This window comes from Halomonas sp. AOP43-A1-21 (assembly GCF_052376775.1).
Classification (GTDB): domain Bacteria; phylum Pseudomonadota; class Gammaproteobacteria; order Pseudomonadales; family Halomonadaceae; genus Vreelandella; species Vreelandella colorata.
Genome location: NZ_JBQSWC010000018.1, coordinates 63742 through 88351, shown reverse-complemented (window position 1 = coordinate 88351; position 24610 = coordinate 63742). Strand labels below are relative to the sequence as shown.

Annotated in this window: 23 protein-coding genes; 12 read left to right on the top strand and 11 right to left on the bottom strand. The window is 52.9% G+C overall.

Annotated elements, in window-relative coordinates:
* The first annotated feature begins 91 nt into the window (after nt 1–91).
* Nucleotides 92–1159: a 23S rRNA (cytidine(2498)-2'-O)-methyltransferase RlmM gene (gene rlmM, locus ACT3R7_RS11640; protein WP_155826475.1), complete on the top strand. Its 1068-nt coding sequence runs from the start codon at nt 92–94 to the stop codon at nt 1157–1159.
* Here rlmM and ACT3R7_RS11635 read toward each other — a convergent pair.
* Nucleotides 1156–1443, bottom strand: coding sequence for an antibiotic biosynthesis monooxygenase family protein (locus ACT3R7_RS11635; protein ID WP_192537680.1), 288 nt, complete (start codon nt 1441–1443; stop codon nt 1156–1158). The genes rlmM and ACT3R7_RS11635 overlap by 4 nt on opposite strands.
* Nucleotides 1444–1472: 29 nt before the next feature.
* Here ACT3R7_RS11635 and tusA point away from each other — a divergent pair, with 29 nt between their 5' ends.
* Entirely contained in the window at nt 1473–1724 is a 252-nt protein-coding gene (tusA, locus tag ACT3R7_RS11630) for a sulfurtransferase TusA (protein WP_192537679.1), read from the top strand.
* Nucleotides 1725–1812: 88 nt separating this feature from the next.
* Here the strand turns inward: tusA and ACT3R7_RS11625 are convergent, their stop codons facing one another.
* The 3 genes from ACT3R7_RS11625 to ACT3R7_RS11615 form a co-directional block, all read right to left on the bottom strand.
* Entirely contained in the window at nt 1813–2508 is a 696-nt protein-coding gene (locus ACT3R7_RS11625; protein ID WP_193091738.1) for a hypothetical protein, read from the bottom strand.
* Nucleotides 2509–2619: 111 nt separating this feature from the next.
* Complete coding sequence (locus ACT3R7_RS11620; protein ID WP_193091737.1) at nt 2620–3621, bottom strand: DUF3080 family protein; 1002 nt, start codon at nt 3619–3621, stop codon at nt 2620–2622.
* A 3-nt stretch (nt 3622–3624) separates the two neighbouring features.
* Entirely contained in the window at nt 3625–5043 is a 1419-nt protein-coding gene (locus ACT3R7_RS11615) for an MATE family efflux transporter (RefSeq protein ID WP_193091736.1), read from the bottom strand.
* 139 nt (nt 5044–5182) lie between these two features.
* Between ACT3R7_RS11615 and ACT3R7_RS11610 the strand changes: the two genes are divergently transcribed.
* Entirely contained in the window at nt 5183–5767 is a 585-nt protein-coding gene (locus ACT3R7_RS11610; protein WP_193091735.1) for an elongation factor P hydroxylase, read from the top strand.
* On the opposite strand, the gene ACT3R7_RS11605 is transcribed toward ACT3R7_RS11610, so the two are convergent.
* Nucleotides 5764–6243, bottom strand: coding sequence for a hypothetical protein (locus tag ACT3R7_RS11605; RefSeq protein WP_018917523.1), 480 nt, complete (start codon nt 6241–6243; stop codon nt 5764–5766). The two genes, ACT3R7_RS11610 and ACT3R7_RS11605, sit on opposite strands and share 4 nt — an antisense overlap.
* A 13-nt stretch (nt 6244–6256) precedes the next feature.
* Complete coding sequence (locus tag ACT3R7_RS11600; protein WP_193091734.1) at nt 6257–7108, bottom strand: TatD family hydrolase; 852 nt, start codon at nt 7106–7108, stop codon at nt 6257–6259.
* Between the two features lie 244 nt (nt 7109–7352).
* Between ACT3R7_RS11600 and ACT3R7_RS11595 the strand changes: the two genes are divergently transcribed.
* From ACT3R7_RS11595 to ACT3R7_RS11575, 5 genes are read left to right on the top strand one after another with little or no spacing between them, the layout of a single operon-like run.
* Nucleotides 7353–8582, top strand: a complete 1230-nt coding sequence (locus tag ACT3R7_RS11595; RefSeq protein WP_193091733.1) for an ABC transporter substrate-binding protein — start codon at nt 7353–7355, stop codon at nt 8580–8582.
* A 37-nt stretch (nt 8583–8619) separates the two neighbouring features.
* Entirely contained in the window at nt 8620–10176 is a 1557-nt protein-coding gene (locus ACT3R7_RS11590; protein WP_496199118.1) for a fatty acyl-CoA synthetase, read from the top strand.
* 2 nt (nt 10177–10178) lie between these two features.
* On the top strand, nt 10179–11321 hold the full coding sequence (locus ACT3R7_RS11585; RefSeq protein ID WP_193091731.1) for an acyl-CoA dehydrogenase family protein: 1143 nt from the start codon (nt 10179–10181) through the stop codon (nt 11319–11321).
* A 45-nt stretch (nt 11322–11366) separates the two neighbouring features.
* Nucleotides 11367–12554, top strand: a complete 1188-nt coding sequence (bktB, locus tag ACT3R7_RS11580; RefSeq protein ID WP_193091730.1) for a beta-ketothiolase BktB — start codon at nt 11367–11369, stop codon at nt 12552–12554.
* A 41-nt stretch (nt 12555–12595) separates the two neighbouring features.
* Nucleotides 12596–14248, top strand: coding sequence for a fatty acid--CoA ligase (locus ACT3R7_RS11575; protein WP_193091729.1), 1653 nt, complete (start codon nt 12596–12598; stop codon nt 14246–14248).
* Here the strand turns inward: ACT3R7_RS11575 and ACT3R7_RS11570 are convergent, their stop codons facing one another.
* On the bottom strand, nt 14249–15265 hold the full coding sequence (locus tag ACT3R7_RS11570) for an AraC family transcriptional regulator (protein ID WP_319643923.1): 1017 nt from the start codon (nt 15263–15265) through the stop codon (nt 14249–14251).
* 126 nt (nt 15266–15391) lie between these two features.
* Between ACT3R7_RS11570 and ACT3R7_RS11565 the strand changes: the two genes are divergently transcribed.
* Nucleotides 15392–17311 carry an ATP-binding cassette domain-containing protein gene (locus ACT3R7_RS11565; protein WP_193091728.1) on the top strand — a complete coding sequence of 640 codons (1920 nt, stop codon included), beginning with the start codon at nt 15392–15394 and terminating at the stop codon, nt 17309–17311.
* Nucleotides 17312–17380: 69 nt separating this feature from the next.
* Here the strand turns inward: ACT3R7_RS11565 and ACT3R7_RS11560 are convergent, their stop codons facing one another.
* Nucleotides 17381–17833: a universal stress protein gene (locus ACT3R7_RS11560; RefSeq protein WP_192537660.1), complete on the bottom strand. Its 453-nt coding sequence runs from the start codon at nt 17831–17833 to the stop codon at nt 17381–17383.
* A 147-nt stretch (nt 17834–17980) separates the two neighbouring features.
* Between ACT3R7_RS11560 and ACT3R7_RS11555 the strand changes: the two genes are divergently transcribed.
* Nucleotides 17981–18526 carry a preprotein translocase subunit YajC gene (locus ACT3R7_RS11555; RefSeq protein WP_193091727.1) on the top strand — a complete coding sequence of 182 codons (546 nt, stop codon included), beginning with the start codon at nt 17981–17983 and terminating at the stop codon, nt 18524–18526.
* Here ACT3R7_RS11555 and slyA read toward each other — a convergent pair whose 3' ends face one another.
* Nucleotides 18527–19015, bottom strand: a complete 489-nt coding sequence (gene slyA / locus ACT3R7_RS11550) for a transcriptional regulator SlyA (protein WP_192537658.1) — start codon at nt 19013–19015, stop codon at nt 18527–18529.
* A 73-nt stretch (nt 19016–19088) separates the two neighbouring features.
* Nucleotides 19089–20243 (bottom strand): DUF5924 family protein, encoded by a 1155-nt coding sequence (locus ACT3R7_RS11545; protein ID WP_192537657.1) that lies wholly within the window; start codon nt 20241–20243, stop codon nt 19089–19091.
* A gap of 287 nt (nt 20244–20530) precedes the next feature.
* On the opposite strand from ACT3R7_RS11545, the gene fadB reads away from it, so the two are divergent.
* Both fadB and fadA read left to right on the top strand, forming a co-directional pair.
* Nucleotides 20531–22708 carry a fatty acid oxidation complex subunit alpha FadB gene (fadB, locus tag ACT3R7_RS11540; protein WP_496199117.1) on the top strand — a complete coding sequence of 726 codons (2178 nt, stop codon included), beginning with the start codon at nt 20531–20533 and terminating at the stop codon, nt 22706–22708.
* A gap of 24 nt (nt 22709–22732) precedes the next feature.
* The gene (gene fadA / locus ACT3R7_RS11535; RefSeq protein WP_018917509.1) at nt 22733–23911 is read left to right on the top strand and encodes an acetyl-CoA C-acyltransferase FadA; all 1179 of its coding nucleotides are present in this window, start codon (nt 22733–22735) and stop codon (nt 23909–23911) included.
* 89 nt (nt 23912–24000) lie between these two features.
* Here the strand turns inward: fadA and ACT3R7_RS11530 are convergent, their stop codons facing one another.
* On the bottom strand, nt 24001–24471 hold the full coding sequence (locus ACT3R7_RS11530) for a flavodoxin family protein (RefSeq protein WP_193091725.1): 471 nt from the start codon (nt 24469–24471) through the stop codon (nt 24001–24003).
* Between the last annotated feature and the right edge of the window lie 139 nt (nt 24472–24610).

Sequence of the window (24610 nt, the reverse complement as noted above, 5' to 3'; positions counted from 1 at the left end):
AAATCGCGCGTGTTAATGCTATGATGCGTCCCCAATGACTACATCAAACGGCTATCGCTTTTGAGTGATGGACGCAAATAGAGGTGAAGTGGTGAGTGAAACGGTACCTACGTCGTGGTTAGTCTACTGCCGTCCTGGCTTTGAACATGACGCGTTGGCTGAGATGCAGCATCATGCAGAGCTTGAGGATGTCACCTGTGAACCTGCTTACGGGGAAGGGTGGGTTAGCCTAACGCGCACCGACGATGAGCCCGTTAATGATTTACACCGCCAGGCCGCGTTTAAGAAGCTTATCTTTGCTCGCCAAAGTTTAGCCGCCTTACCGGCGCTTACTTTGTCGCGCGATGACCGGCTGACCGCTATTTTAGATCAGGTAAAAGCCAGTCGCTGGAGCTTTGAAGAAATCTGGCATGAAACGCCCGATACCAATGATGGTAAAGCATTGGCGGGGCTTATTAAGGCCCTTACTAAGCCGCTGCAAAGCATGCTGAAAAAACGCGGCGCGCTACGCGGCAAGGCGGGTGGACGTCGGCTACATATCTTCTGGACCGATGGTGATCGTGTTCAGCTGGGTATGAGTTTCCCCGGTAATCGCAGTGAGCTGCTTAACGGTATTCGCCGGTTGCGCTTTCCAACGCGTGCGCCAAGTCGCTCTACGCTTAAGCTTGAAGAGGCATGGCACGAATTTATTCCCCGTGAAGAGTGGGATGAGCGCCTGGGCGATCATATGCAGGCTGCCGATTTGGGCGCTGCACCGGGTGGCTGGACATGGCAGTTGGTACAGCGCGGTATGTATGTATATGCCATCGATAACGGCCCGATGGATAAGCAACTGATGGCCACCGGTCAGATTGATCATCTAAAAGAAGATGGCTTTACGTGGGAGCCGCCTCAGCGTCTGGACTGGTTGGTGTGCGACATCGTCGATAAGCCTGTGCGCGTGCTCGCCATGGTGGAGCGCTGGCTAACACGCAAATGGTGCCGTGAGGCCATTTTCAATCTGAAGCTGCCCATGAAAAAGCGTTGGGATGAAGTAAACCGCTGCCTGTCAAAGCTAGACGATGCTCTGGAAAGTGCCGGCGTCCGTGCGACGGTTACCTGCCGGCATCTTTATCACGACAGAGAAGAAGTGACTGTGCACGTAAGGCTAGCCCATTAGTAGCCCGCTTCGTAGATACGGACGGTCTCGTCTTCTGTTAAGAGCGGTAAGATATTCTGCATGGCAGTGGCGCGTGCTTCACTGGCGTGCCATTCTTTCCAGGCGCGTAAGTCGCGCCACTTGGTAATCATCAAACGACGATCGGAATGGCCTTGTTGTACCAGCGTTTCGCCGCTGACAAAGCCCCTAACGCCAAGAGAGACACGCATGGCTTCTCGTGCTGCGTGCTCATACTCATCTTCCAGGCCGGGCATAATACGCCGTTCGATGATAACTTTAATCATGCTATCTACTTCCTAAACCGAGGATATGAATGGCTGACAATATCGAAGCCTCACCCCATCATGACACGCTGCTGGACACTACCGGTCTGTATTGCCCTGAGCCGATTATGCTGATGCATAACAAGGTAAGAGACATGGGTTCAGGACAAATACTCAAGGTCGTTGCAACCGATCCGGCTACTACGCGCGATGTCCCCAAATTTTGCCAGTTTTTAGGTCATGAACTGGTGCAGAGCAGTGAGACAACTGATAACTATATTTACTTTATACGTTTAGCTTAATGATGTGCAGCCTGTGCGAGGCAAGAATCGACTAATGGCGAATAACCTCGCACGGCTCCTTACTCGATATGTCTGTCAAACAGACGGTTTACTCCTCAGGAATCACCATCATCGCTAACGCTTCAAGGGTCGCAGGATCTTCTTCAAGAATGCGGTTGGCGATGTGGCGTTGAAAAAAATATACGCTTTGGTGGTGGGCGCGGGCGCAATAAAGGCAGTTATCGCCCAATAGAATTGGCGTCATCGTCGCCTTTTGCTCATCGGCTAATAAGGCATCAACGGAACCGTCGCTGTATAAGCGCCACCCATAAACAGGCTTTATATGCCATGGAGCATTGGGGTGATTCATACATAGGGCATGGGTGCCCAACGTATCGGGGAGTTGCTGGATAAGCGTGACGTCTCCAGACGCCTCATACTCAAAGTAATCCGCGGCAGCCGTCAGCTCATAATATTTATGATCAGGAGGGGAATCGAAGATCTCTTCCGTTTCAGGGTCACGATAGCCAATAAAATAGCCGTTTTCCTGACTATTGACCTCTTGGCAGGCGGTGAGCGTTTCCATCCATGGCACTAATCCCACGACATTGCCATCTTCTCTTAACCCCCAGGCTAAGATAGGCATGCCATAAAAGGCATCGGGGCTTCCCGCGAGTTGATAGACCATTTCCAAGCCATCTAACTCGGGAGCCAAACGAACCAAGCTTTTTTGCGCCTGCTGACGCTGACGCGCGGTAGCCAGGTCAATGACCTGGGCAGAGCGGGGTGACTGGGATACGCCCATGATGTCCCTCCTTGTGCTGCGTGGTCACGACATTGACAAACAATAAGATGCTTACCGCATAGTTCACCAATAGCACAGGTTGACCGCTAGGTTAAGAGGAAATCGAATAATTTAATCGTTTACGCACACGGGGTGCTTATCTCTAAGCATTTGATGTTGTTCTCTGGCCTTAAGGTACTGCTGCCAGGGAGTCTGGGGATGGCTAAGCGAGAGCCACTGAGCCTGATAAGACTTTATAGCGTCAGGTGGCTCGACAGGCTGGCTGGTGATGAGTGTATTAATAGCCGTTAGCCATTGTCGCGCGCTGTCTTCAAAGCTGTCGAGCGTTTGCATGTCGTCCCACGGCGTTAAGCACGTATCATTGGTTGACTCATGTTGAATTAAAAACTGGTTAGCATCTTGTAAGCTTTGCGCGGCCAGCAACAGCGTGCGCAAAATTTCGGCGGTCAAAGAGCGTTCTTGTAAATGCTTAAGATGGTTTTCAAGCCGAGAGGAGTCCTGCTGCCAGGCTTGGCTAAACTGGCTATCTACCATCTGCTGTAAATAATCAACCGCGGCAAACTGTTTATCAAAGTTGGGAAGGCCGCTAATCACCAGTGGATGGCTGGCCCGTGAAAAGCTATTAATCCACTCCTCAGAATCAAAAATTGCGTTCCAACTAACGGCGGGCAGCTGAGCTGTTTTGAGGAGGGTCAGCTGCTCAAGGCGCTCTCTATCTTTTTCACCTAAGTGATCAGGAATATCGCTTTCCCAGCATGCATCTAGACGTTGCCATAGCTCGCGTTCATATAACCAGTGCTGGCTTGGCGGCGCCACACGGCCTAGCTGATTATTACGCGCGGCAATGAGAGAGGTGATCTGGCACTCGCGCAGTGCGTAGATGTTTAACATGCCATCACGGGTTTCTGCGACCGGAATCAACCGCTCCCGGCGTTCAGGAAACGCGCCGATATTGGGTATTTCCGTGCGTTCAATTGCTTTAGAGGACAGGTCTTCGGCAAGCTGCTGATGATAGGCTATCCATGGCTGCTCGGCGTCCTTGCCCTGACAGCCTGCCAGCAGCAGGCTTACACATAGCGCCAGCCAATACCGAGTCCTCATCCAGTGAGGCATGATTTACTCCTGTCGACTGATCCATTTTAAACGCCAGCCGAGTAGAACCGTTGCGGTACTTAACCCGGCAATCAAACCGATCCAGTACCCGTGAACCCCGAGCGGTTCAGACACACCGTTGATGCCATGAGCACCCAGCCAGTGGCCGCCGCCTAGGCCCACGATCCAATAGGAAAGCACCGTGATGACCATGACGATACGGGTATCTTTATAACCCCGTAGCGCGCCTGCAAGGTTCACCTGCAGGGAATCCGACAGCTGGAAGATAACCGCTAACGCCACGATGGAAAGCGCAAGCGCCTGTATCTCTGAGTTCGAGGTATACAAAGCAATCACCGGCTTTGCCGTTACCCACAAAAAGAGGCTGTTGAAGGCTGCAATGAGCACGCTTACCACAACGCCATTCCACGCGACCTGGCGCGCCAGAAACGGGCGATGCCTGCCCAGTGTATTACCCACTCGTACTGTTAGCGCCATACTCAGCGACAGCGGCAACATAAACAGGATAGAGGTGTAGCTTAGCGCGATTTGGTGAGCCCCTACGGTTACCTCTCCTAAGCTTGCGACAAATAGGGCGATTAAGGTGAAAAGAGTCACCTCAACAAAAATGGCCACGCCAATCGGCATGCCCACAAAGATAAGCTCTTTAATGCCTGCCAACTGAGGTGGAGTAAAGCGATGCCATAGCGACACGTTTTTATAAGCACGTCCACGGCGGGTATACAGCAGCATGGTGAACATCATGGTCCACATGGAGATTGCGGTCGCGATACCACAGCCAAAGGCGCCCATAGCCGGTATTTGCTGCAGGCTAACAGGCACGCCGCTGCCCAGCAGGTCAACCAGACCATCGCCGCCGTAAATCAGCAAATAGTTAGCTGGAATATTCACAAGAAGGCCAATAACACTGATCCACAGTGATGGCCGCGTATGATTCATGCCGTCTGAAAAAGCACGTAACGCCTGAAAAAGCGCGATGCCGGGCATGCCAAAGGCCACAGCGGAAAGGTAGGCCGCTGAATCCTGCGCGACTTGAGCCGGTACATCCATTAGTTCGAAAATGGGCATAACGCTGGTTCTAAGCAGAATCGCGGCGATAATGCCCAGTACTAAAGCCACCCATAATCCCTGATGCACCGCCGGGCGAATGGCATCGTTGCGCTGCCCGCCGAGGTGATACGCCACAATCGGCGTAAGCCCCATGAGCGTACCCGTCATGAATAACATCAACGGTGCCCATAAGCTTGTACCCACGGATACCGCCGCCAGCGACGTAGCATTAAAGCGTCCCGTCATCATGACATCGACTACCCCCATGCCCGCCTGGGCGAGCTGCGCGCCACAAATGGGCAGCGCCAAGGCAATCAAGGCGCGGGTTTCGGGCCAATAGGTAGTTTTGATGTCGTTAGCAAAGCGGGCCAAGGAAAGGCTCTCCGTCAGTAAAGTAAGCTATAAAACGTCGCTAGATTAGCAGGACTCGCTGGTTTTTGCCGTTTAGACTTCAGCCTACCTAACGAGGGCCGTTATACTAGGCAAAAAGGGCTTAAATAACGAGGATATTGTGGTTCACACACAAGACAAGTGGTTGCTTGAAGACATTACGGCACTCTTTGATGGCATTTTTATGCCGCGCTACCAAACCCGGTTAGTGCGCGGTAAGGATGAACCACTTTATCGGCCTGCTGATGAACAAACGCCTTATCATCAAATCATCTTTGCACGGGGATTTTACGCCAGCGCCCTGCATGAAATGAGCCACTGGTGTATTGCAGGTGCCAAGCGCCGTCAGCTGGAAGACTATGGCTACTGGTATTTGCCCGATGGGCGCAATGCCCAGGAGCAAAGCGCTTTTGAGCAAGCCGAAATTTCCCCTCAGGCGTTGGAATCACTGTTTGCTGAAGCGTGTGGGCGTACCTTTCATGTCAGCGTGGACAACCTGGGGGGCGATGTTGAAGTGGATCGTGCCGCATTTGCCGAGAAGGTAAACGCCCGAAAACAGCGCTATTTACAGGAAGGCCTGCCCACGCGCGCCAACGCCCTTTACGTGGCGTTGACGTCTTTTTATCAGCGCGAAGAGTCACTTGCCGCTGCGATTGCTCAAGGCCAGGCGGTTCTGGATCAAACGCCTGTGGCCGTTAATGCTTAATCCGTATCGGTCAACCGCTGGTGCAAGGAAAGCATGACTTCAAGCTCATGCTCTGGACGCATGGGCTCCAAGCCCAGCTCGCTGAAGGTCTCGCGTCGTTGGCGGTGCCATTCGCCCGGCTCAAGTGAGGGGTAGAGCACCGGGGCAGGGGCTAGCTCGACAAATGGGTCCAGCCCGTAAGTATCAAACAGCCGTGCAAGTGCGGCTTCTTCATCGCCGTTATCGCTTGTGTAAAGCGTCGCCGAAAAATGATCGTTCTCAAGCTCGCGAATCACTTCAAGCGGGCTAACGCCCAGGCTCTCAAGCTCCTCGATGCTATAAGCGCCCATGGCATTGGTATCTTCCTTGATCCAGCTGTCGTCTGGTTGAATCAAGGTTTCTTTAACGCGCCCGTCGGGTAGTGACCAAGCAATGGCAAGGGGAAGGCCATCGTCTTCGCCCGTTTCAATGGCAATAAATCCTGGGTAATCGGCCACGCTCGTACTCCTTTCAATATTCTGTGGGCAGACGGAAAAAACGCTGTGCAGTTCGTGTCGTGGCACTGCCTAGTTCAGCTTCGCTGATGCCGCGCCACTCGGCAATTTCTTTTACGATCCACGGTAGAAGCGCTGGCTCATGGCGGCGTCCCTTTAGCTTAGCGGGCAGGTTGCGGGGCAGCAGGTAAGGGCAGTCGGTTTCCACCATCAAGCGCTCCAGAGGAATATCATTAACCAGCGGGCGCAAATGATGGCCGCGACGCTCGTCGCAGATCCAGCCGGTCAGGCCAATATGCATATCCAGGTTAAGATAGCCGTGCAGCGTATCGCGGTCAGCGGTAAAACAGTGCACGACAGCGTCGCTGATATCATCGCGCCAAGCGGTGAGTATTTCGCGCATTCGCACGCCTGCATCACGCTCGTGTAAAAAAAGCGGCAGGCCACTTTCCACGGCCAGCGCCAGCTGCGCTTCAAACGCATGCTCTTGTTCGGTTGGTGTGGAAAAGTTGCGATTAAAATCCAGCCCGCACTCGCCCACTGCAACGACCTGGGGTAACGCATGTAGCGCCTTCATCTTGTGCGCCAGTTCTGTACTCCAGCCGCTGGCATCGTGCGGGTGAACGCCCGCCGTTGCATACAAGCCTGGGTATTGCTTCGCAAGGTTTACCGCCTGCTCGGCATGGGCCAAGTCTGTGCCGGTCACAATCAGCGTTTTGACCTGTGCCGCCTGAGCGCGCGCAATAACATCGTCAAGATCGCGATCAAAGCTCTCGTGCGTCAAATTAGCGCCGATATCCACCAGCGGTGAAGGAGAACGAAACTGAAGCGCTTCAGGTAAAAAACTATCGACAGTCGATGAAGCCAAGCGTCACTCCTTTGTCGAGAAAGTAAAAACGTCGAAAAAGCAAAAACGCCATTGTAACGCTAAGCGCAAGTATCGACTAATGCGCGAAGATTCCCTCGGGTGTCAGCAGCGAATGGCACGAATTGCAAAAAATCTGGCTTGATAGGTAAACAGGCGAAAGGTGTTTACTCCTACTATGGAGAAAGACATGCACTAAAGCGTACTTAAGGCTTATCCAATAACAACAACACATAGGTAAAACGCTATGCGACTATCACGCCATTTTGCTATTTCCACCCTATCTTCAGCGGTTCTACTAGCGAGCTACATGCCAGGCGTCGCTGCGAACGAGGGTATTTCTGACAATGAGATCCGCATTGGATACTTAGCCGACATGTCAGGTGTCTACCGTGACCCGATCGGGCCGCTAGGGCAAGACGCTATTGAAATGGCAATTGAAGATATAGGCGGTAGTGTGCATGGCGCTAAAGTGGTGGTCTTTAGTGCGGATGACCGTAACAGCCCTGATGTAGGATCGAGTGTTGTACGCGAGTGGATTGATGAGCGTAACGTCGATATGGTCACGGGGTTGGTCGCTTCATCGGTCACATTAGCCGCTGTAAAACTACTCGAAGACGCCGATAAGCTGGGTTTGGTGAACGGTGCTGTTTCGTCAGGCGTTACGAATGAGCACTGTTCTCTCAACCATATTCATTGGGTTTACGATACCTGGGCCATGTCCAACGGAACGGCCAAGGCGATTACCCAAGAAGGATACAAAAACTGGTACCTGCTAAGTGCAGACTATTCTTTTGGCCATGCGCTTGAAGCAGACGTTGAGCGCGTTGTCACACAAAACGGCGGCACGGTGGTTGGTCGTGCCAGGCACCCCTTCCCAAATAATGATTTCTCTTCGTTCATGCTGCAGGCCCAGGCATCAGGTGCTGACGTAATCGCATTAAATAATGCCGGAGGCGACACTATCAATGCGGTGCAAACAGCCGGTGAGTTTGGCATCACGCAGGCAGGGCAAATCCTCGCCGGCATGGTGTTATTCAGTACGGATGTGCGAAGTATCGGTTTAGCCAACGCCCAGGGGCTGCAATTTACCAAAGCATGGTACTACGACTTAAATGATGAGACCCGCGCATGGGCTGAACGCTTCCGGGAGCGCACCGGCAGCATGCCTACCATGGTGCATGCAGGGCTTTACTCGAGCACCCGCCATTATCTGGAAGCCATCGAAGCCACAGGCACTGACAATACCCAATTAGTACGCCAACAAATGGTGGATACACCGATCAACGATATTTTCGCGACCAATGGCTACATTCGTGAAGACGGACGTATGGTGCATGACATGTACCTTGTTGAAGTGAAAACCCCCGAAGAATCTGCAGACGAAGACGACCTCTTTCGCATTGTGCGCACGATTCCTGCAGAAGAGGCATTTCGGCCGCTTTCTGAGAGCGTATGCCCATTGGTGAATAGCTGAAGTGTTGCCAACGAAACAAAAACATAAAGGTCTTGGCATGTCTGATACACATTTGATTCAGAGAAATACGATTGGCGCTGCGTTAAATCGTAGTGCTCGAAAATATTCACAGCAGCCCGCGCTGACGTTTGGCGAACGTACATGGAGCTATCAAGCTCTTAACGACGCTGCTAATAATGTGGCTAATGGCCTGTTAGCGGCTGGTCTTGCCCCCGGTGACCGGCTGGCCGTATACGGTAAAAACTCGGATGCCTACGTAATTGCCTGGCTGGCTGCCACCAAGGCAGGCCTTGTGCATGTGCCTATCAACTTTGCGCTGAGCAGCGATGAGCTGCGCTATATCCTTGAACAGTCTGGAGCGAAGGGGCTGCTTAGTGATATTTCCCTGGAAGAAAAAGTCGCGCAGGCAACACAAGATTTCGGATTGGTGCTAAGTGGAACGCTGCATGCCGCAAATCCTACCCCCCAGGAAAGCAGTTTTGACGTATTGGCCGTGGCGTGTTCAACGCAGGCAACAAATGAGCCAGAGGTGGCGCTGGAGGGGGCTAGCTTAGCGCAATTACTCTACACCTCGGGTACAACAGCGGCGCCAAAAGCCGCAATGATGAGTCACCAAGCGTTAATGGCTGAATATATGGCGTGTATGGTGGAGCTGGATATAACGGGCAGTGAGGTGATGCTGGCAGCGCTGCCGCTTTATCATTCGGCACAGATGCATGTCTTTTTAATGCCAGCTTTGCTATTAGGCGCGCACGTTTATCTACTGGAAGCGCCGCTGCCTGAGAGTTGCCTTTATGCTATTGCCGAACAAAAAATTGCCTCGTTCTTTGCTCCTCCCACGGTTTGGATCAGCCTGTTACGCCATGCCAATTTTGATCAGTTTGATTTAACCAGTCTGAAAAAGGCTTATTACGGCGCCTCTATTATGCCGGTACCGGTACTGCAAGAAATGCAGCAGCGTTTCCCTGGCGTTGGGGTTTATAACTGTTATGGACAGAGCGAAATTGCGCCTCTGGCGACGGTCTTGCGACCAGAAGAGCATCTTGAGCGCCCCGCCTCCGCCGGGAGGCCAATATTAACGGTCGAAACCCGAATAGTGGATCTGGAGTTGAATGATGTTGCGCCTGGTGAACACGGCGAAATTGTTCACCGTTCACCGCAATTGATGACGGGGTATTGGGATAAGCCCGAAATGACTACAGAGGCTTTTCAAGGCGGCTGGTTTCACTCCGGCGACATGGGGTATTTCGATGCAGAAGGGTACTTATATGTTGTTGATCGTATAAAAGATGTCATTAATACCGGTGGCATATTGGTGGCCAGCCGCGAAGTGGAAGAAGTGCTGTTTAAACATCCCGCAATTTCGGAAGTAGCAGTAGTTGGCCTGCCTGATGATAAGTGGATTGAAGCTATTACGGCAGTGGTAGTGGTGAAGGAGGGGCAATCTGTTAGTGAAAGCGAACTTATCCATCATGCCAAAAGCTCAATAGCTCCTTATAAAGTCCCCAAGCGAGTGGTGTTTGCAGAAGCGTTACCAAAAAGTACCGCCGGTAAAATTCTTAAACGTCATTTGCGTGAAGAGCTCAAGGAGTAAACATGGACGAGCAAGCGACGGGGCTGTTTCACTCCATGATTTCGCGCTGTTTAGCGCAAGAAGTCGCTCCTTTCTATGAACAGTGGGAAGCCGAGGGTGAAATACCTCGTAGCCTTTGGAGAGCGTTAGGAGTCGCAGGTTTTTTGGGGATCGACCTAGATGAGACTTATGGCGGCGCAGGCGCGGATATCGCTATTACTCAGTTGGCACTAGAAGAGATTTCCCGGCAAGGCTTTGGTGGGCTTGCCAGCGCCTACAATATTCACGCCAACATCGTAATGCCTTATTTACAAAATTTAGGCACAAGCGATCAGTGTCAAAAATGGTTACCTGCTATGACGCAAGGCGAGTGCTTAGGAGCCATCGCCATGAGTGAACCTCATGCAGGTAGTGATTTGGCCGCGATGAAAACCCGCGCTACCAAAACTCCTGAAGGCTGGGTATTGAACGGCAGTAAGCTGTTTATTACCAATGGCCAGGTGGCGGATATGGTGATTGTATGCGCAAAAACCGATCCGAGTGCAGGAGCAAAAGGGGTCTCATTGTTTTTAGTGGACACTTCGTTGCCTGGCTTCTCGCGTGGTAAACCCATTAAAAAGATTGGCCAGCATGCCAGCGATACGGCGGAGCTGGCGTTTGATCAGCTGGAGCTTACCAATGATGCTCTGCTCGGTGATGAAGGCGCCGGTTTTCGCTATCTAATGCAAGAACTTCTCCGTGAGCGTTTAGGGGTGGGCGCTCAAGCGCTGGGGGCGGTCGAGGGCGCTCTGGCATTGACCCTTGATTATGTTGCTCAGCGCCAAGCTTTTGGCCAACGGGTGGCCGATTTTCAGAATACCCGCTTTACGCTGGCAGAAATTAAAGCACAGCTTGATATGGCACGTGCCTACTTTAATCACTGTGTTGCCAAGTATCGCCAGGGCAGCATGACCAGTACCGATGCGGCAATCCTGAAATTACAGCTAAGTGAGTTGCAGTGTCGCGCCGTCGACCGCTGCCTGCAGTTATTTGGCGGCTACGGTTACACCCACGAATACCCAATTTCAAGATTTTATTTGGATGCACGTGTGCAAACGATCTATGCCGGAAGCTCTGAAATCATGAAAGAAATTGTGGCGCGCTCACTGTTGGGTAAAGCGGCTTGATTGATCCTTGCTACGTGAATACCTGCATGACACTAGGAGATATTTATGCGGCTTGATGATGTGGTGATTTTAGAGGGAGCCCGTACTGCTATTGGCGATTTTAACGGATCGCTTTCGTCTATGGCGCCTTATGAGCTGGGCGCAATCACGGCGAAAGAGGCATTATTGCGTGCGAATGTCTCAGGTGACGATATCGACCACGCGGTGTATGGCCATATTATTACCACCGGCCCACAAGATGCTTATCTGGCACGACACATCGCCTTGAAAGCTGGTGTTCCCAAGGAAGCTGGCGCGTTTAATGTCAACCGGCTGTGTGGCTCTGGCGTTCAGGCGGTCATCTCTGCTGCCCAGCAGATTGTCATGGGGGATAGTCGGTTAGCGCTAGCGGGTGGTGCCGAATCGATGTCGCGGGGCGCTTATTTACTGCCGCCGCAAGCGCGTAATGGCATCCGCATGGGCGATATAGCCGTACAAGATTTGACTCTAGGTGTGCTTAGCGACCCGTTTGGTAGCGGACATATGGGAATGACCGCTGAAAATATTGCCCAGCAGTATGGTTTAACCCGTGAACAGCTGGATCAGTTTGCACTTGAAAGCCATCAAAAAGCTGCCCAGGCAACGGAGGAAGGTCGCTTTGCGGCACAAATAGTGCCGGTTGACGTTGTGCAGGGCAAGCAATCCGTTCGCTTTGCCGAGGATGAGCATGTGCGCAGTGGCATCCAACTGGCAGATTTAGCCCGTTTAAAACCTGCCTTTCAAAAAGAGGGCAGAGTAACCGCAGGCAATGCATCGGGAATTAACGATGGGGCAGCAACATTGGTACTTGCCCATATGGATGAAGCGAAGCAGAGAGGACTAACGCCCAGGGCGCGCTTGCGCGTGGCAACGACTGCCGGTGTGGAGCCCTCGCTTATGGGGCTAGGGCCTATCCCGGCTGTTAAGCGCTGTTTGCAGCAAGCCGGGCTGAGCATTCATGATATTGATGTGATTGAATCCAACGAAGCATTTGCCGCTCAAGCGCTTGCCGTTGCCCAGCACCTTGAGTTTCCTCTGGATAAGCTTAATCCCAATGGCGGTGCCGTTGCCCTTGGCCATCCGGTTGGCGCAACCGGTGCAATATTAATTCTTAAAGCTATACATGAGCTTGGGCGAATCAATGGGCGTTTTGGTCTGATCACTTTGTGTATTGGCGGAGGGCAAGGCATTGCGCTGTTAATTGAGCGTTGGTAATGACCTATACCCAGACAATAATAAAATCTAAGGAGCTTTTTATGCCGACGGTAACACCAAAAATCCTACCAGCTGCGCCTAGCGCGACGAACCCGCCGCTAATGATTGGCGACTTGCTTGATTCAGGGCTCCGTATGGCGGGCAATAACCAGATTGTTTATCGTGACCAGCGTCGGCATAGCTATCAAATCTTTCGTGAGCGGGTGCATCAGCTTGCCCATGTATTGTCCGCTCAAGGCGTTAAAGCCGGGGACGTAGTGGCCGTGTTGGACTGGGATAGCCACCGCTATTTAGAGTGTTTTTTCGCGATTCCCATGATTGGCGCTGTACTGCATACCGTCAATGTCCGGCTCGCCCCCGAGCAGATTCTTTATGCCATGGAGCATGCGGAAGACGTTTTTGTATTAGTGCACGAAGACTTTGTACCGCTTTTGGAGCCCCTGGCTGAAAAGCTGCCCCGTGTACGTGGCTATCTACTATGCCAAGAGACTTTAAGCCCCGTTAGCACATCGCTGCCTCTAGCGGGGGAGTATGAGAGCCTGCTAAGCGAGCAGCCTCACGATTATGAATTTCCCACCTTTGATGAAAATGCAGTCGCAACGCTGTTTTACACTACCGGCACAACGGGTAACCCTAAAGGGGTCTTTTTTACTCATCGGCAGTTAGTGTTACATACCCTGGGTGAGGCAAGTACATTTCAGGTGCCGGGTTTCGCGCTACTCAACCGCGACAAGGTGTATATGCCGATCACCCCGATGTTTCATGTTCATGCCTGGGGTGTGCCTTATACCGCCACGTTGCTTGGGGCCACGCAGGTCTACCCAGGACGTTACGAACCTGAAATGCTCGTGGCGTTACTGGTCAATGAGAAGGTCGATTTTTCCCATTGCGTGCCCACGTTGTTGAATATGGTGGTGAGTTCCGAAGCCGTCGCCTCAAAGCGCGTTGATCTCTCGGGTTGGAAAGTACTGGTTGGCGGCAGCGCGTTGACACAATCACTGGCACGGCGTGCCTGGGAGTTGGGAATCGATACGCGCAGTGCTTACGGTATGTCGGAGACCTGCCCACTTTTAACGGCCGACATCTTGCCTTTTCACATTGAGCAGGCGGATTTTGATACCCAGCTTCCATGGCGGTGTAAAGCAGGGCTGCCGATACCACTGGTAAAACTGCAGGTGGTTGATCCAGACGGCCAACCGCTACCTCATGATGGTAAAAGCGTTGGTGAAGTGCGGGTGCAGGCGCCTTGGTTAACTCAGGCTTATTACAAAGAAGAGACGCGTAGTAAAGATCTATGGCGCGATGGTTGGTTGCATACGGGGGACGTCGCAACACTGGATGAAAGCGGCTTTTTGTCGATTAGCGACCGTATTAAAGATGTGATTAAGACGGGTGGAGAGTGGCTTTCATCGCTGGAAATTGAGAGCTTCATTAGCCAATGCCCTGGCGTAGCCGAAGTCGCGGTTATTGGGGTGGCGGATGAAAAATGGGGAGAGCGGCCTGCTGGACTTGTGGTTCCTAGCGATCTTAACAACCCACCGACCACACAAGACGTAACAGAATTTTTGGAACAGTTTGTAGCACAGGGGAAGCTTAATCGCTGGGCAATTCCCACAATGATCCGGTTTGTCGACGAGATTCCTAAAACGAGCGTCGGTAAGCTGGATAAAAAGCGTATACGTTACGAATTATAATTAATTAACTGCCAGCCCCGTCGTTCGTGCTTTGCGGTACGCGGCGGGTGAATTGCCGGTCCAGGTTTTAAACGCCCGGCTAAAGCAGGCCAAGTCTTCAAACCCTAGCGCTTCAGCGATAGCTATCAAAGGTTTTTCACTTCGCGTCAGTGCCTGCACGGCATAGTCACGTCGGTACTCATCTTTTACTGCCTGAAAGTGAGTACCTTCCTGCTGAAGGTGGCGCGATAAGGTACGCACTGACATATGTAGAGCACGAGCAACGTGTTGCACGCTGCCTGAGGTTGCTAAATGACGGGCAAGATGTTCGCGTACCCGGTGGCTAAGCAGCCGATCTTCAAACGATACATAAAACCAATCCGCTGGCGCATGCCGTAAAAAAGCGCCTAGCTGCTGTTTGGTTCGTCGAATCGGATGATCCAGAAGCGTTGAATCTATAGACATCGCCGTTTGGGGCTGGTCGAAACGTACGATACCCGGATAAAAATAAAGATAGTCTGCACTATGAATGGGCTGCGCGTAGGCGCATTCCATCAAGATTGGCGGGATTTTACTGGCGATTAACCACGATGCAATGCCATGAAACAACTTAAGCATTAATTCATGAATTAAAATACGACTGCCCTTTAACGGCGCATGCTCTTTTAGTGCCATGCGCGCCAGGCCATTAGCAACTGAAAACTGATAGCTAAAGTCATCAAGTAAAATATGGAAGAACTGCGTATAGCGGTGCAGCGCCACCTGTAAGTTTGGTGCATCCAGCATGCTTAAGCAGAGCAGTTTAAGCGTGCCGCCACGAAGCGGACGAGCAAAGAAACACGGCGTTTCATCGTCTAGGTCAAACACCAGAAGACGATAGAGTTCGGCAAACTGCTCAACGGTGACTCGACCATGAGGGGCATCAATTAAAAAAGGCGAAATGCCAGCTTTTGCCAAATAATGAGCACGTGGCTTTGTTGTGGCAGGTAGGCCACAAAAGAGCTGGTTAACAAAATGCATCGAGACGGTAACGGTCACTACGTGTTCGCCTCCCTGTTCTTTATCTCAAACGTTAGCACGATGATGCATTTGGCTCTATAAGGACCACGCGCGTAATGAGTGCATGCGTTACACTGTGCGCCTCACGACGAAGGAGGATACTGCGTGACCTTGTTACGACTTGAACAGCTGCAACTTGCCTACGGCACCCAAGTACTATTGAACCGCGCCGATCTTACGGTAGAAAAAGGCGAGCGGCTGGCGCTGGTCGGGCGCAACGGCACCGGTAAATCTACGCTTTTAAAGTTGGTCGCTGGTGATATTCAGGCGGACGACGGTTCGATCTGGCGGGCGCCGGGCCTGAAAATAGGCGTACTGGCTCAGGAGCTGCCTGAGTCTTCGGGCATGACCATTTTCGATATGGTGGCCCAGGGGTTGCCGGAAGCAGGCGAGCTGCTCTCTGAGTACGACCATCTGATCAATGATCCCGACCCTGACATGGATCGCATGGCGACGCTGCAAACGCGCCTGGAAGCCATCGATGGCTGGTCGTTTCATCAACGTATCGACACGGTGCTTACCCGCCTGGGCCTGCCGCCCGCTGCTGAAATGAGTTCGCTCTCCGGTGGCTGGCGTCGGCGCGTGGCGCTGGCTCGTGCATTGGTTTCTGAGCCGGACCTGTTACTGCTCGACGAGCCGACCAACCACCTGGATCTGGACACGATTGCCTGGCTTGAAGAGCAGCTCTTGGCGTTTAACGGTGCGGTGCTGCTGATTACCCACGACCGGGCATTTCTCTCCAAGCTGGCGACCAATATTTTGGAGCTGGATCGCGGTCAGTTGGGGCGCTACCCCGGTAAGTACGAAGAGTACCAGGCCCGTAAGCAGCATGAGCTTGAGGTGGAAGCGCGGGAGAACGCTGAATTTGATAAAAAGCTGGCGCAGGAAGAGGCCTGGATACGTCAAGGCGTCAAGGCGCGGCGTACCCGTAATGAGGGCCGCGTTCGCGCACTTGAAGCTATGCGCAACGAGCGCAGCCAGCGCCGCGAGCGTCAGGGCACGGCCAACTTGACGGTGGATCGCGGCGAGCGCACCGGCAAGCGGGTTGTTGAGCTTAAAGGCGTTACCCAGCGGTTTGGCGATGATGTGATCCTGAGCAACGTCAACCTTGAAGTAATGCGGGGCGATCGTATTGGCTTTCTGGGACGCAACGGGGCGGGCAAGACAACGCTACTCAAAATTCTGCTTGGCGAACTTGAGCCAACCGAAGGTAGCGCACAGCTGGGTACCAACCTTAAAGTGGCCTATTTCGACCAGCTACGTGCCGGGCTTGAACTGGAAAAAACCGTTTATGATAACGTGGCCCAGGGCAGTGACCGGGTGAGCGTTGGCGGTAAAGACCGCCATGTGATGAGCTACCTGCAGGACTTCCTATTTACCCCTGAGCGTGTGCGTCAGCCGGTCAAAGCGCTCTCGGGCGGTGAATCCAATCGCCTGCTGTTGGCCAAGCTGTTTACCCAGCCGGCCAATGTGTTAGTACTCGATGAGCCGACCAACGACCTGGATATGGAAACCCTGGAGCTGCTTGAAGAGCTGCTGCTTGATTTTGACGGCACGCTGCTGCTGGTGTCTCACGACCGAACCTTCATGGACAACGTCGTGACCAGCATGCTGGCCTTTGAAGGCGAAGGTAAGGTGCGGGAATACGTCGGCGGCTATACCGACTGGATTCGTCAGGGTGGAACGCTTCCCCCTGCACCCTGGGAGGGGGCGGCCCGTCAGAAAACGGAACCTACCTCATCGGCGCCAGCTAAGAAAGTTGAGGCGTCTGCGGCCGTACCGGTCAAGAAGGCGGTTAAGCTGTCTTATAAGCTGCAGCGTGAGCTGGATGCGCTGCCCGCAGAGATTGAGCGTTTAGAAAGTGAGGTTGAAACCCTGGAACAGGAGATTGGTGATCCGGCTTTTTATCAACAGGATGCCAGTACGGTAACCGCAAGACTTCAAGCGCTTGAGGCTGTTCAGCAATCGCTGGAAACCGCAATGGAGCGCTGGATGGAACTTGAGGCAATGGTTGCGGGTGATTAAAAAAGAAGGCGCCGCAAGGCGCCTTCTTTTATGTTCCTGGTGAGACGTTTTTCGGCGTTAGCTCACGCCTTACTCGACGCTTTTTTCACCTTTGTTGCCAACCCGTACGGCAAGCACGTCGCATTGGGCGCCGTGTAACACTCCGGTCGAAGTAGACCCCAGCAGTAAGGCAAAGCCATGCCTGCCATGGGAACCTACCACGATTAAGTCGACATCATGGTCAGCGGCAAAACGGTGAATTTCAGTATCCGGCATGCCTACCACAACGTGCTGGTCGGCGGGTGCTATATGCGGGGTAGCAATTTCAGCCAGGCGCGTTTTGGCATGTTCATCCAGCTGGTCTTGTATGCTGGTAAGATCCATCGGAATATCGCCACCATAGGCAAAACCGAGGGGCTCTAGGGTATGCATGATGGAAATTTTGGCGCCGTTATTGCGTTCAGCAATCACCACAGCACGTTCCAGAACTTTGTGAGAGTCCTTGGTTAAATCGACGGCAACCAGAATATGGTGGTAGCTCATGACACTTCTCCTCAGCAGTGAGTAACAAAGAAATCGCTTTGTTTAATAATTATTACTTTAGGTGGCGTACCTTGTCTTCACAACGACCTGCGTCATGGTTTTTTTAAGTAGCTAAGTTAGTGTGGCTTAAGTGAGGTTAAAGTAGCAATGGAATGGTTAATAATTATCTTTGTTTTGATCTTCGTCTCAGCGCCGGTCATGTGGCTAAAGCCTAGTCCGCGCCAAAAACGCCAAGGGGTATTGCGCAACTGTGCCGCTGAGTATGGCATTAGCGTTAAGCTTGAAAAACCACCGCTGCATCATTTTAAAGGCCTGATGCCAGCCTACCGGTGGTATTACCCGCAAGCAGCCCCAGGCCCTGATTTTTTACTGGTGCGTGACAGTAATGCAAGCAGTGCGCTGGAGCGTTACTGTGCCGGCTGGCGTTGGCGCATCGCACCGCTGCGACCCTTGCCGCAAGCGGCAGAGCAAATCTTGAAGGAGCTGCTTGAGCGTTTGCCTCAGGATGCACTGGTCGTGGAGTCTAGCTCAACTGGGTTGGCGCTATGGTGGTGGGAATCACAGACAGCGGAGCGTTTGAGGGTCTACGCAGCTGCATTCGATCAACTGCGTAGTGAGCTTGGAGGGTTAGCGGACGATCCGATCCAAAAAGGGTTTGATGCACCCAATCGTGATGCCTCCCCCGTTCCTTGATTAAGCGGGTGTTGAGGAGGCCGTTGAAGAAGTCTGCGTCTCAGGCGGTGTTTCCTGGTCGCGGGCTTGGATGGCAAGCCCGTTAGACTCAATGACGGTCAGCCACTTATCCAACTGCTCAATATTTTCATCACTCAAGCCTGCTAGCATCTCAGTGCGTGCTTCTTTGGCAACGCTATCAATCTGCTCAAGAAGCGGCATGGCATCTGGGGTAAGGAAAATGCGCTTGCTGCGGCGGTCGCTGTCACAGGCGCGTCGCTCAACCAAGCCTTGTTCCTCAAGCTGGCCAAGCGTACGCACTAGCGAAGGCGCTTCTACGCCAATCACACGAGCCAGGTCACACTGTGGATGGCCTTCACCCAAACGCCAGATATGATATAGCGTGACCCAGCGCGTTTGGGTTAGCCCCAGCGGGGCCAGCCTGCGATCCAAAATCGAACGCCACAAATGCGGCAGGCGTGCAAGACGAAAACCAATCGATGAAGCCATGGGCAACTCGCTACTAAAAAGTGAGAGGATGAATTGTCATAAGCAATGGCTCTGATTGCAAGCATAGGTCAAATTAGTCATCCATTGATACCTCGGAATTATCCCGTCCGCCGGGCACAAACCGGCGTAGATTAAGCCCGCTTAAACCGCTAGGGCGAATAGTACTATCCGCTATGGAGGCTTTCTGCGGGTCTTCCGATACCGTAAAGCGGATAAGCCCTAAGCGCTGGCCGCTATCGGTCATGATATCCACTCGCCAGTCACCGGTGGGGTCTTCCGGGAAATTAAGCTTATGACTCCACGCTCGATAGCCTTGCTCGCGGCCACCATTAATATCCAGCGTGACGATATCCAAGGGTTCACCATTGTGCCGCCAGGCATGGTAGATCGTTTCGCTCAAGCCTCGCGGGGCACGAATCGCGGTATAGACATACAGGCCGTTTTCACGAATAGCCTGTGGAGTAAGCGCGATCGAGCCCTGAGGCGTGCGCTGTTGAATATTGAGCGCAGGAGAAAGCGCGCTACCGGTCATCCAGAGGCTTGCGGGCGGCACCCAGATGCGACCTAGCCAGGCAGCATAAGCAAGCACTAGCGTTAATCCTAAAAAAGCACACCAGCGCTTTAACGAGTGGCGTTTAAGTAAATGCCAAAAGCTGGGCAGCGCAACCAGCACCATCAGTGACATCGCCAGCAATAGGCTTTGGCCAGTGGTGAGGTGCAACATGATCGGTAGCGTCACCAGCACCACTAAAAAGACGCAAAGCGCATGAAAAACAAAATACAGGCTGCGCCACCGGCCAGCGACTTTGTAATACAGTGGGTCAATAATCGAGAGCAGCGCCATTACCACCACAAATAAAGCAAACAGGGTTTGTCCGCTGTTCCATACCGTGGTAATTAAAATAAACGGCAGCGTGAAAAACAGCGTTTCCTGGTGAATCATCTGGGCAATAAAGGTGGTGGCACCCCTGGGCAGGGTAGGGTGCCCGCGCCGTGCTAACCAACGGCCAATCAAGCTTTCGGAAAGTAACAGCACCCAGGTAAACAGCAGGCCAAGCGCCAAGGCCGCGCCTAGCCACTGCTGGCGGTCAACCAGAAAAAAACTACCCAGCCCCGCGGCGAACGCCATCGGTGGCCAAAGCCAGCTCCAGGGTTTTAGCCGCTCGATCAAACGCTCAACAAATTGTTGAATAGCTTTGACACGCGAAGGTGTTAGCAGTGCGCCCATAAACGTATAACTCTAAAATAAAACGACTATGATCCTTGGGTTTTCGACAAAAGTCGACGCTCGGTATGCAATAGCCTGAAAGTGTCCTCAATAGCGAACGATAAACGCTCAAGAAGGGTCGCAATAAGGCTGGGATTAGCCAAAAGTCAGGGCTTGACGTTGGTCGATTACTCAACCAAGCTAATGCTATCAAACGACCGTATGAAATGTTCGGCGAACCTGCTGAGAACTTGCTGGCTGAGAACTTGCTGACAGGGGCGCCAGTTCAACTTGTGGAGAGAGCACGGATGATCTATCAAGGCAACGCCATCACGGTGGAGCGTCGTGACACCCTGGGTGGCCATCATATCGCACGGCTCATTTTTGATTTAAAAGATGAGTCCGTAAACAAGCTTTCCAGCGCTGTTGTTACCGAACTGGGAGAGGCCGTTAGCGCTCTTCAGGTGGAAAACGACTTGCAGGGCCTGATGATTGGTAGTGGCAAAGACGCGTTCATCGTCGGGGCGGATATCACCGAGTTTCACAGCCTGTTTACCAAGGGTGAAGCGTACCTTGAGGAGATGAATCTCAAGGTACACGATATTTTTAATGCGATTGAAGATCTTCCTTTCCCAACCGTTGCTGCCATCAATGGCCTTGCCCTCGGCGGCGGTTGCGAAGTGTTGCTCACTACCGATTTTCGCGTAATGAGCGAAAAAGCCAAGATTGGCCTGCCCGAAACCAAACTGGGCATTCTCCCGGGGTGGGGCGGATGTGTGCGCTTACCGCGGTTGATCGGCGCTGACAATGCGGTTGAGTGGATTGCCGGTGGTACTGAGAATCGCGCCGATGCGGCTTTGAAAGTAGGCGCTGTGGACGCAGTGGTTAGCGCCGAACAGCTAGACGAGGCGGCGCTGGATATTCTCGACCGCGCCAATAACGGTGAGCTTGATTATCAGGCGCGCCGCGCAGAGAAAAAAGGCCCGCTTAAGCTCAACGCCATTGAGCAGATGATGGCGTTTGAAACCGCCAAAGGGTATGTCGCCGGCAAAGCCGGTCCACATTATCCCGCGCCGATCGAGGCTATCAAGGTTATTCAAAAAGGGGCTGGTGAAGAGCGCGAGCGCGCCCAGGCTATCGAAGCAAAAGCTTTTGCCAAGCTGGCCATGAGCAGCGTGGCATTTAATCTGGTCGGTCTGTTCATGAACGATCAGGTGGTGAAAAAGAAAGCCGGCAAGTATGAAAAACAGGCCCAGCCGGTTAAGCAAACGGCGGTACTGGGGGCGGGTATCATGGGTGGCGGTATCGCCTACCAAAGCGCTTCCAAAGGTACCCCCATCCTGATGAAAGACATCAAGGATGAGGCCATTGAGCTGGGCTTGAAAGAAGCTCGCAAGCTTTTTGGCAAACAAGTCGAGCGTAAAAAGCTCACCAATGAGCAAATGGCCGAAAAGCTGACCAACATCCGCCCCACGCTTTCCTACGGCGATTTCGGTAATGTCGATTTGGTCGTCGAAGCTGTGGTGGAAAATCCCAAGGTTAAAGACGCGGTGTTGACCGAAGTTGAAGGTATGGTAAGTGAAGATACTATCCTTGCCTCCAATACCTCGACGATTTCGATCAACCGCTTGGCCCAGAACCTTAAGCGTCCGGAAAACTTCTGCGGCATGCACTTTTTCAACCCCGTGCACCGTATGCCGTTAGTCGAAGTTATTCGCGGTGAGAAAACCTCTGACGCTGCAGTTGCTGCTACGGTTGCCTACGCCCGCGCGATGGGTAAAACGCCAATTGTGGTTAACGACTGCCCAGGCTTCCTAGTTAACCGCGTGCTGTTCCCCTATTTTGGCGGTTTCAGCTTCCTGGTAGAGCAGGGCGCCGACTTTCAGCGTGTTGATAAAGTCATGGAAAAATTTGGCTGGCCAATGGGTCCTGCTTACCTGCTGGATGTGGTGGGTATGGACACGGCGGTTCACGCCAATGAAGTGATGGCAGAAGGCTTCCCGGACCGTATGGCGCGTGAAGGCAAAACTGCGATTCAGGTGATGTATGAAAACGAGCGCCTGGGCCAGAAAAATGCCAAGGGCTTCTACGCCTACGAAGAGGATAAAAAGGGCAAGCCCAAGAAAGTGACTGACGAACAGGCTTACGCGCTAATCAAAGAGGTCGTTAAAGAGCAGAAAGAGTTCTCCGACGAGGACATCATAGCGCGCATGATGGTACCGCTCTGCATGGAAACGGCGCGTTGTCTTGAAGACGGCATCGTTGATACGCCTGCCGAAGCGGATATGGCGTTGATTTACGGTATTGGGTTCCCTCCCTTCCGCGGTGGTGCGCTGCGTTACATTGATGCCATGGGCGTTGCTGAATTCGTCAAGCTGGCTGAAGGATTGGCTGAAGAACTCGGCCCGCTTTACGCGCCGACGGACAAGCTACGTCAGATGGCGCAAAACAACGAGCAGTTTTACGCCGCCCCCGGTCAGGCCTAAGTCACCGCGCACAGGAGAAATAAGATGAGTTTGAATCCCAGAGATATCGTGGTGGTCGACGGTGTACGTACCGCCATGGCAAAAGCCAAGCATGGCGCGTTTCGTAACGTTCGTGCGGAAAACCTGTCCGCTGCGGTCATGCAGGCATTGTTTACGCGTAACCCCAACCTGGATCCTTCGGAAGTGGATGATGTGATTTGGGGCTGCGTTAACCAGACCCTTGAGCAGGCCATGAATATCGCCCGTAATGCGGCGATCATGACCGGCATCCCACGCTCGGTACCGGCGCAGACGGTTAACCGCCTGTGCGGTTCTTCGATGACCGCACTGCATATTGCGGCGGCGAATATCAAAGCGGGTATGGGTGATTTTTATATCATCGGCGGCGTTGAGCATATGGAGCACGTGCCCATGGCTCACGGTGTCGATGTGAACCCGGCGATCAGCAAATACGCTGCCAAAGCCTCCATGATGATGGGTCTGACCGCTGAGCTACTGGGTAAGATGCACGGCATTACACGGGAGGATCAGGACAAGTTTGGCGTGCGTTCGCACCAGCGTGCTCAGGCGGCAATGGAAAAAGGCTACTTCGATAACGAAATCATTGGTGTTGAAGGCCACGATCAGCGTGGTTTTAAAGTGCTGTTCAAGAATGACGAAGTGATCCGCTCCGATGCAAGCCTTGAATCCATGGCGCAGCTTAAGCCGGTGTTTGATCCGCGTAGCGGTACCGTGTCGGCGGGTACGTCGTCAGCGCTTTCAGTGGGCGCTTCGGCCATGGCTATCATGAGCTACGAGCGCGCCCAGGCGTTGGGCCTGGAGCCTATCGCCAAAGTGCTCTCCACCGGTGTGGCAGGGTGTGATGCATCAATTATGGGCTATGGGCCGGTGCCGGCCTCTAAAAAGGCGTTGAAGGCCGCTGGCCTTTCGTCGGATGATATCCAAACTGTCGAACTTAACGAAGCTTTTGCAGCGCAAAGTCTGCCGGTCTTAAAAGATCTGGGCTTCCTGGATGCTATGGATGAAAAGGTCAACCTGCATGGCGGCGCGATCGCACTGGGTCACCCGCTGGGCTGCTCAGGTTCACGTATCAGCACCACGCTATTGAACGTCATGCAGCAGCGCGATACCACGCTGGGCTTAGCGACCATGTGTATCGGCATGGGGCAGGGTGTGGCAACCGTATTTGAACGTTTGAAGTAAGCGAGCGCTTGAAGTAAAAAACGGCTTGAATAGACAGACGGCGCCCTAGGGCGCCGTTTTTGCGAATAAGTCACTCAGGAATAAGGCACTCAGATAATACCTGCTTCCAGGCTGGCCGCCATTGCCAGTCCTAGTTCCTCGCATTGGTCAATGAATCCTGCTTGAAAGTCTCCCCGGCAAATAAGCGGGTCTTGCACCAGTCTCCAGCGCAATCCTTTGGTAATGCTTTCAATGGCCCGCTGGGTGCCGGTGCCATCATGACCAGCCCGAACGTAAAACGCGAACGGCAAGCCCTCGGTTTTATCCAGGCACGGGTAGTAGCATCGATCAAACACATCTTTCATCAAGCCCGCCATATAGCCTAGGTTTTCGGTCGTGCCCAGGATAATGGCGCTAGCGGCATTGATGTCGTCGGGCTGTGTTTCAAGCGGGGTAAGAGAGCGTACTTGCACGTTTTCTACGTCGTGATTGGATGCGCCATTAATCACGGCCTCCAACATCTTCTGGGTGTTCTCAGAGGGCGCGTGAGCAATGATCAGCAGTTTCTTGCTTTCAGCCATAGTGGTCTCTACGCAGCGGATAATATGATAGACCGTATCGCAAACGGTAGAGAACAGCCACTGCCGAAAAAGCCAGCCAGTTTGTAAGAAAGCGCGAGGCGGAAGTGCGCTTCTAGATATGCCGCCTCGGCTGGGTTAT

Coding starts and splice junctions, on each gene's coding strand:
- ACT3R7_RS11625 (WP_193091738.1), bottom strand. CDS start 2,508: ATGGGCGTATCCCAGTCACCCCGCTCTGCCCAGGTCATTGACCTGGCT.
- ACT3R7_RS11560 (WP_192537660.1), bottom strand. CDS start 17,833: ATGAGCTACCACCATATTCTGGTTGCCGTCGATTTAACCAAGGACTCT.
- ACT3R7_RS11590 (WP_496199118.1), top strand. CDS start 8,620: ATGTCTGATACACATTTGATTCAGAGAAATACGATTGGCGCTGCGTTA.
- fadA (WP_018917509.1), top strand. CDS start 22,733: ATGAGTTTGAATCCCAGAGATATCGTGGTGGTCGACGGTGTACGTACC.
- ACT3R7_RS11545 (WP_192537657.1), bottom strand. CDS start 20,243: ATGGGCGCACTGCTAACACCTTCGCGTGTCAAAGCTATTCAACAATTT.
- ACT3R7_RS11595 (WP_193091733.1), top strand. CDS start 7,353: ATGCGACTATCACGCCATTTTGCTATTTCCACCCTATCTTCAGCGGTT.
- ACT3R7_RS11585 (WP_193091731.1), top strand. CDS start 10,179: ATGGACGAGCAAGCGACGGGGCTGTTTCACTCCATGATTTCGCGCTGT.
- tusA (WP_192537679.1), top strand. CDS start 1,473: ATGGCTGACAATATCGAAGCCTCACCCCATCATGACACGCTGCTGGAC.
- bktB (WP_193091730.1), top strand. CDS start 11,367: ATGCGGCTTGATGATGTGGTGATTTTAGAGGGAGCCCGTACTGCTATT.
- ACT3R7_RS11555 (WP_193091727.1), top strand. CDS start 17,981: ATGGAATGGTTAATAATTATCTTTGTTTTGATCTTCGTCTCAGCGCCG.
- ACT3R7_RS11620 (WP_193091737.1), bottom strand. CDS start 3,621: ATGCCTCACTGGATGAGGACTCGGTATTGGCTGGCGCTATGTGTAAGC.
- slyA (WP_192537658.1), bottom strand. CDS start 19,015: ATGGCTTCATCGATTGGTTTTCGTCTTGCACGCCTGCCGCATTTGTGG.
- ACT3R7_RS11635 (WP_192537680.1), bottom strand. CDS start 1,443: ATGATTAAAGTTATCATCGAACGGCGTATTATGCCCGGCCTGGAAGAT.
- ACT3R7_RS11575 (WP_193091729.1), top strand. CDS start 12,596: ATGCCGACGGTAACACCAAAAATCCTACCAGCTGCGCCTAGCGCGACG.
- ACT3R7_RS11530 (WP_193091725.1), bottom strand. CDS start 24,471: ATGGCTGAAAGCAAGAAACTGCTGATCATTGCTCACGCGCCCTCTGAG.
- fadB (WP_496199117.1), top strand. CDS start 20,531: ATGATCTATCAAGGCAACGCCATCACGGTGGAGCGTCGTGACACCCTG.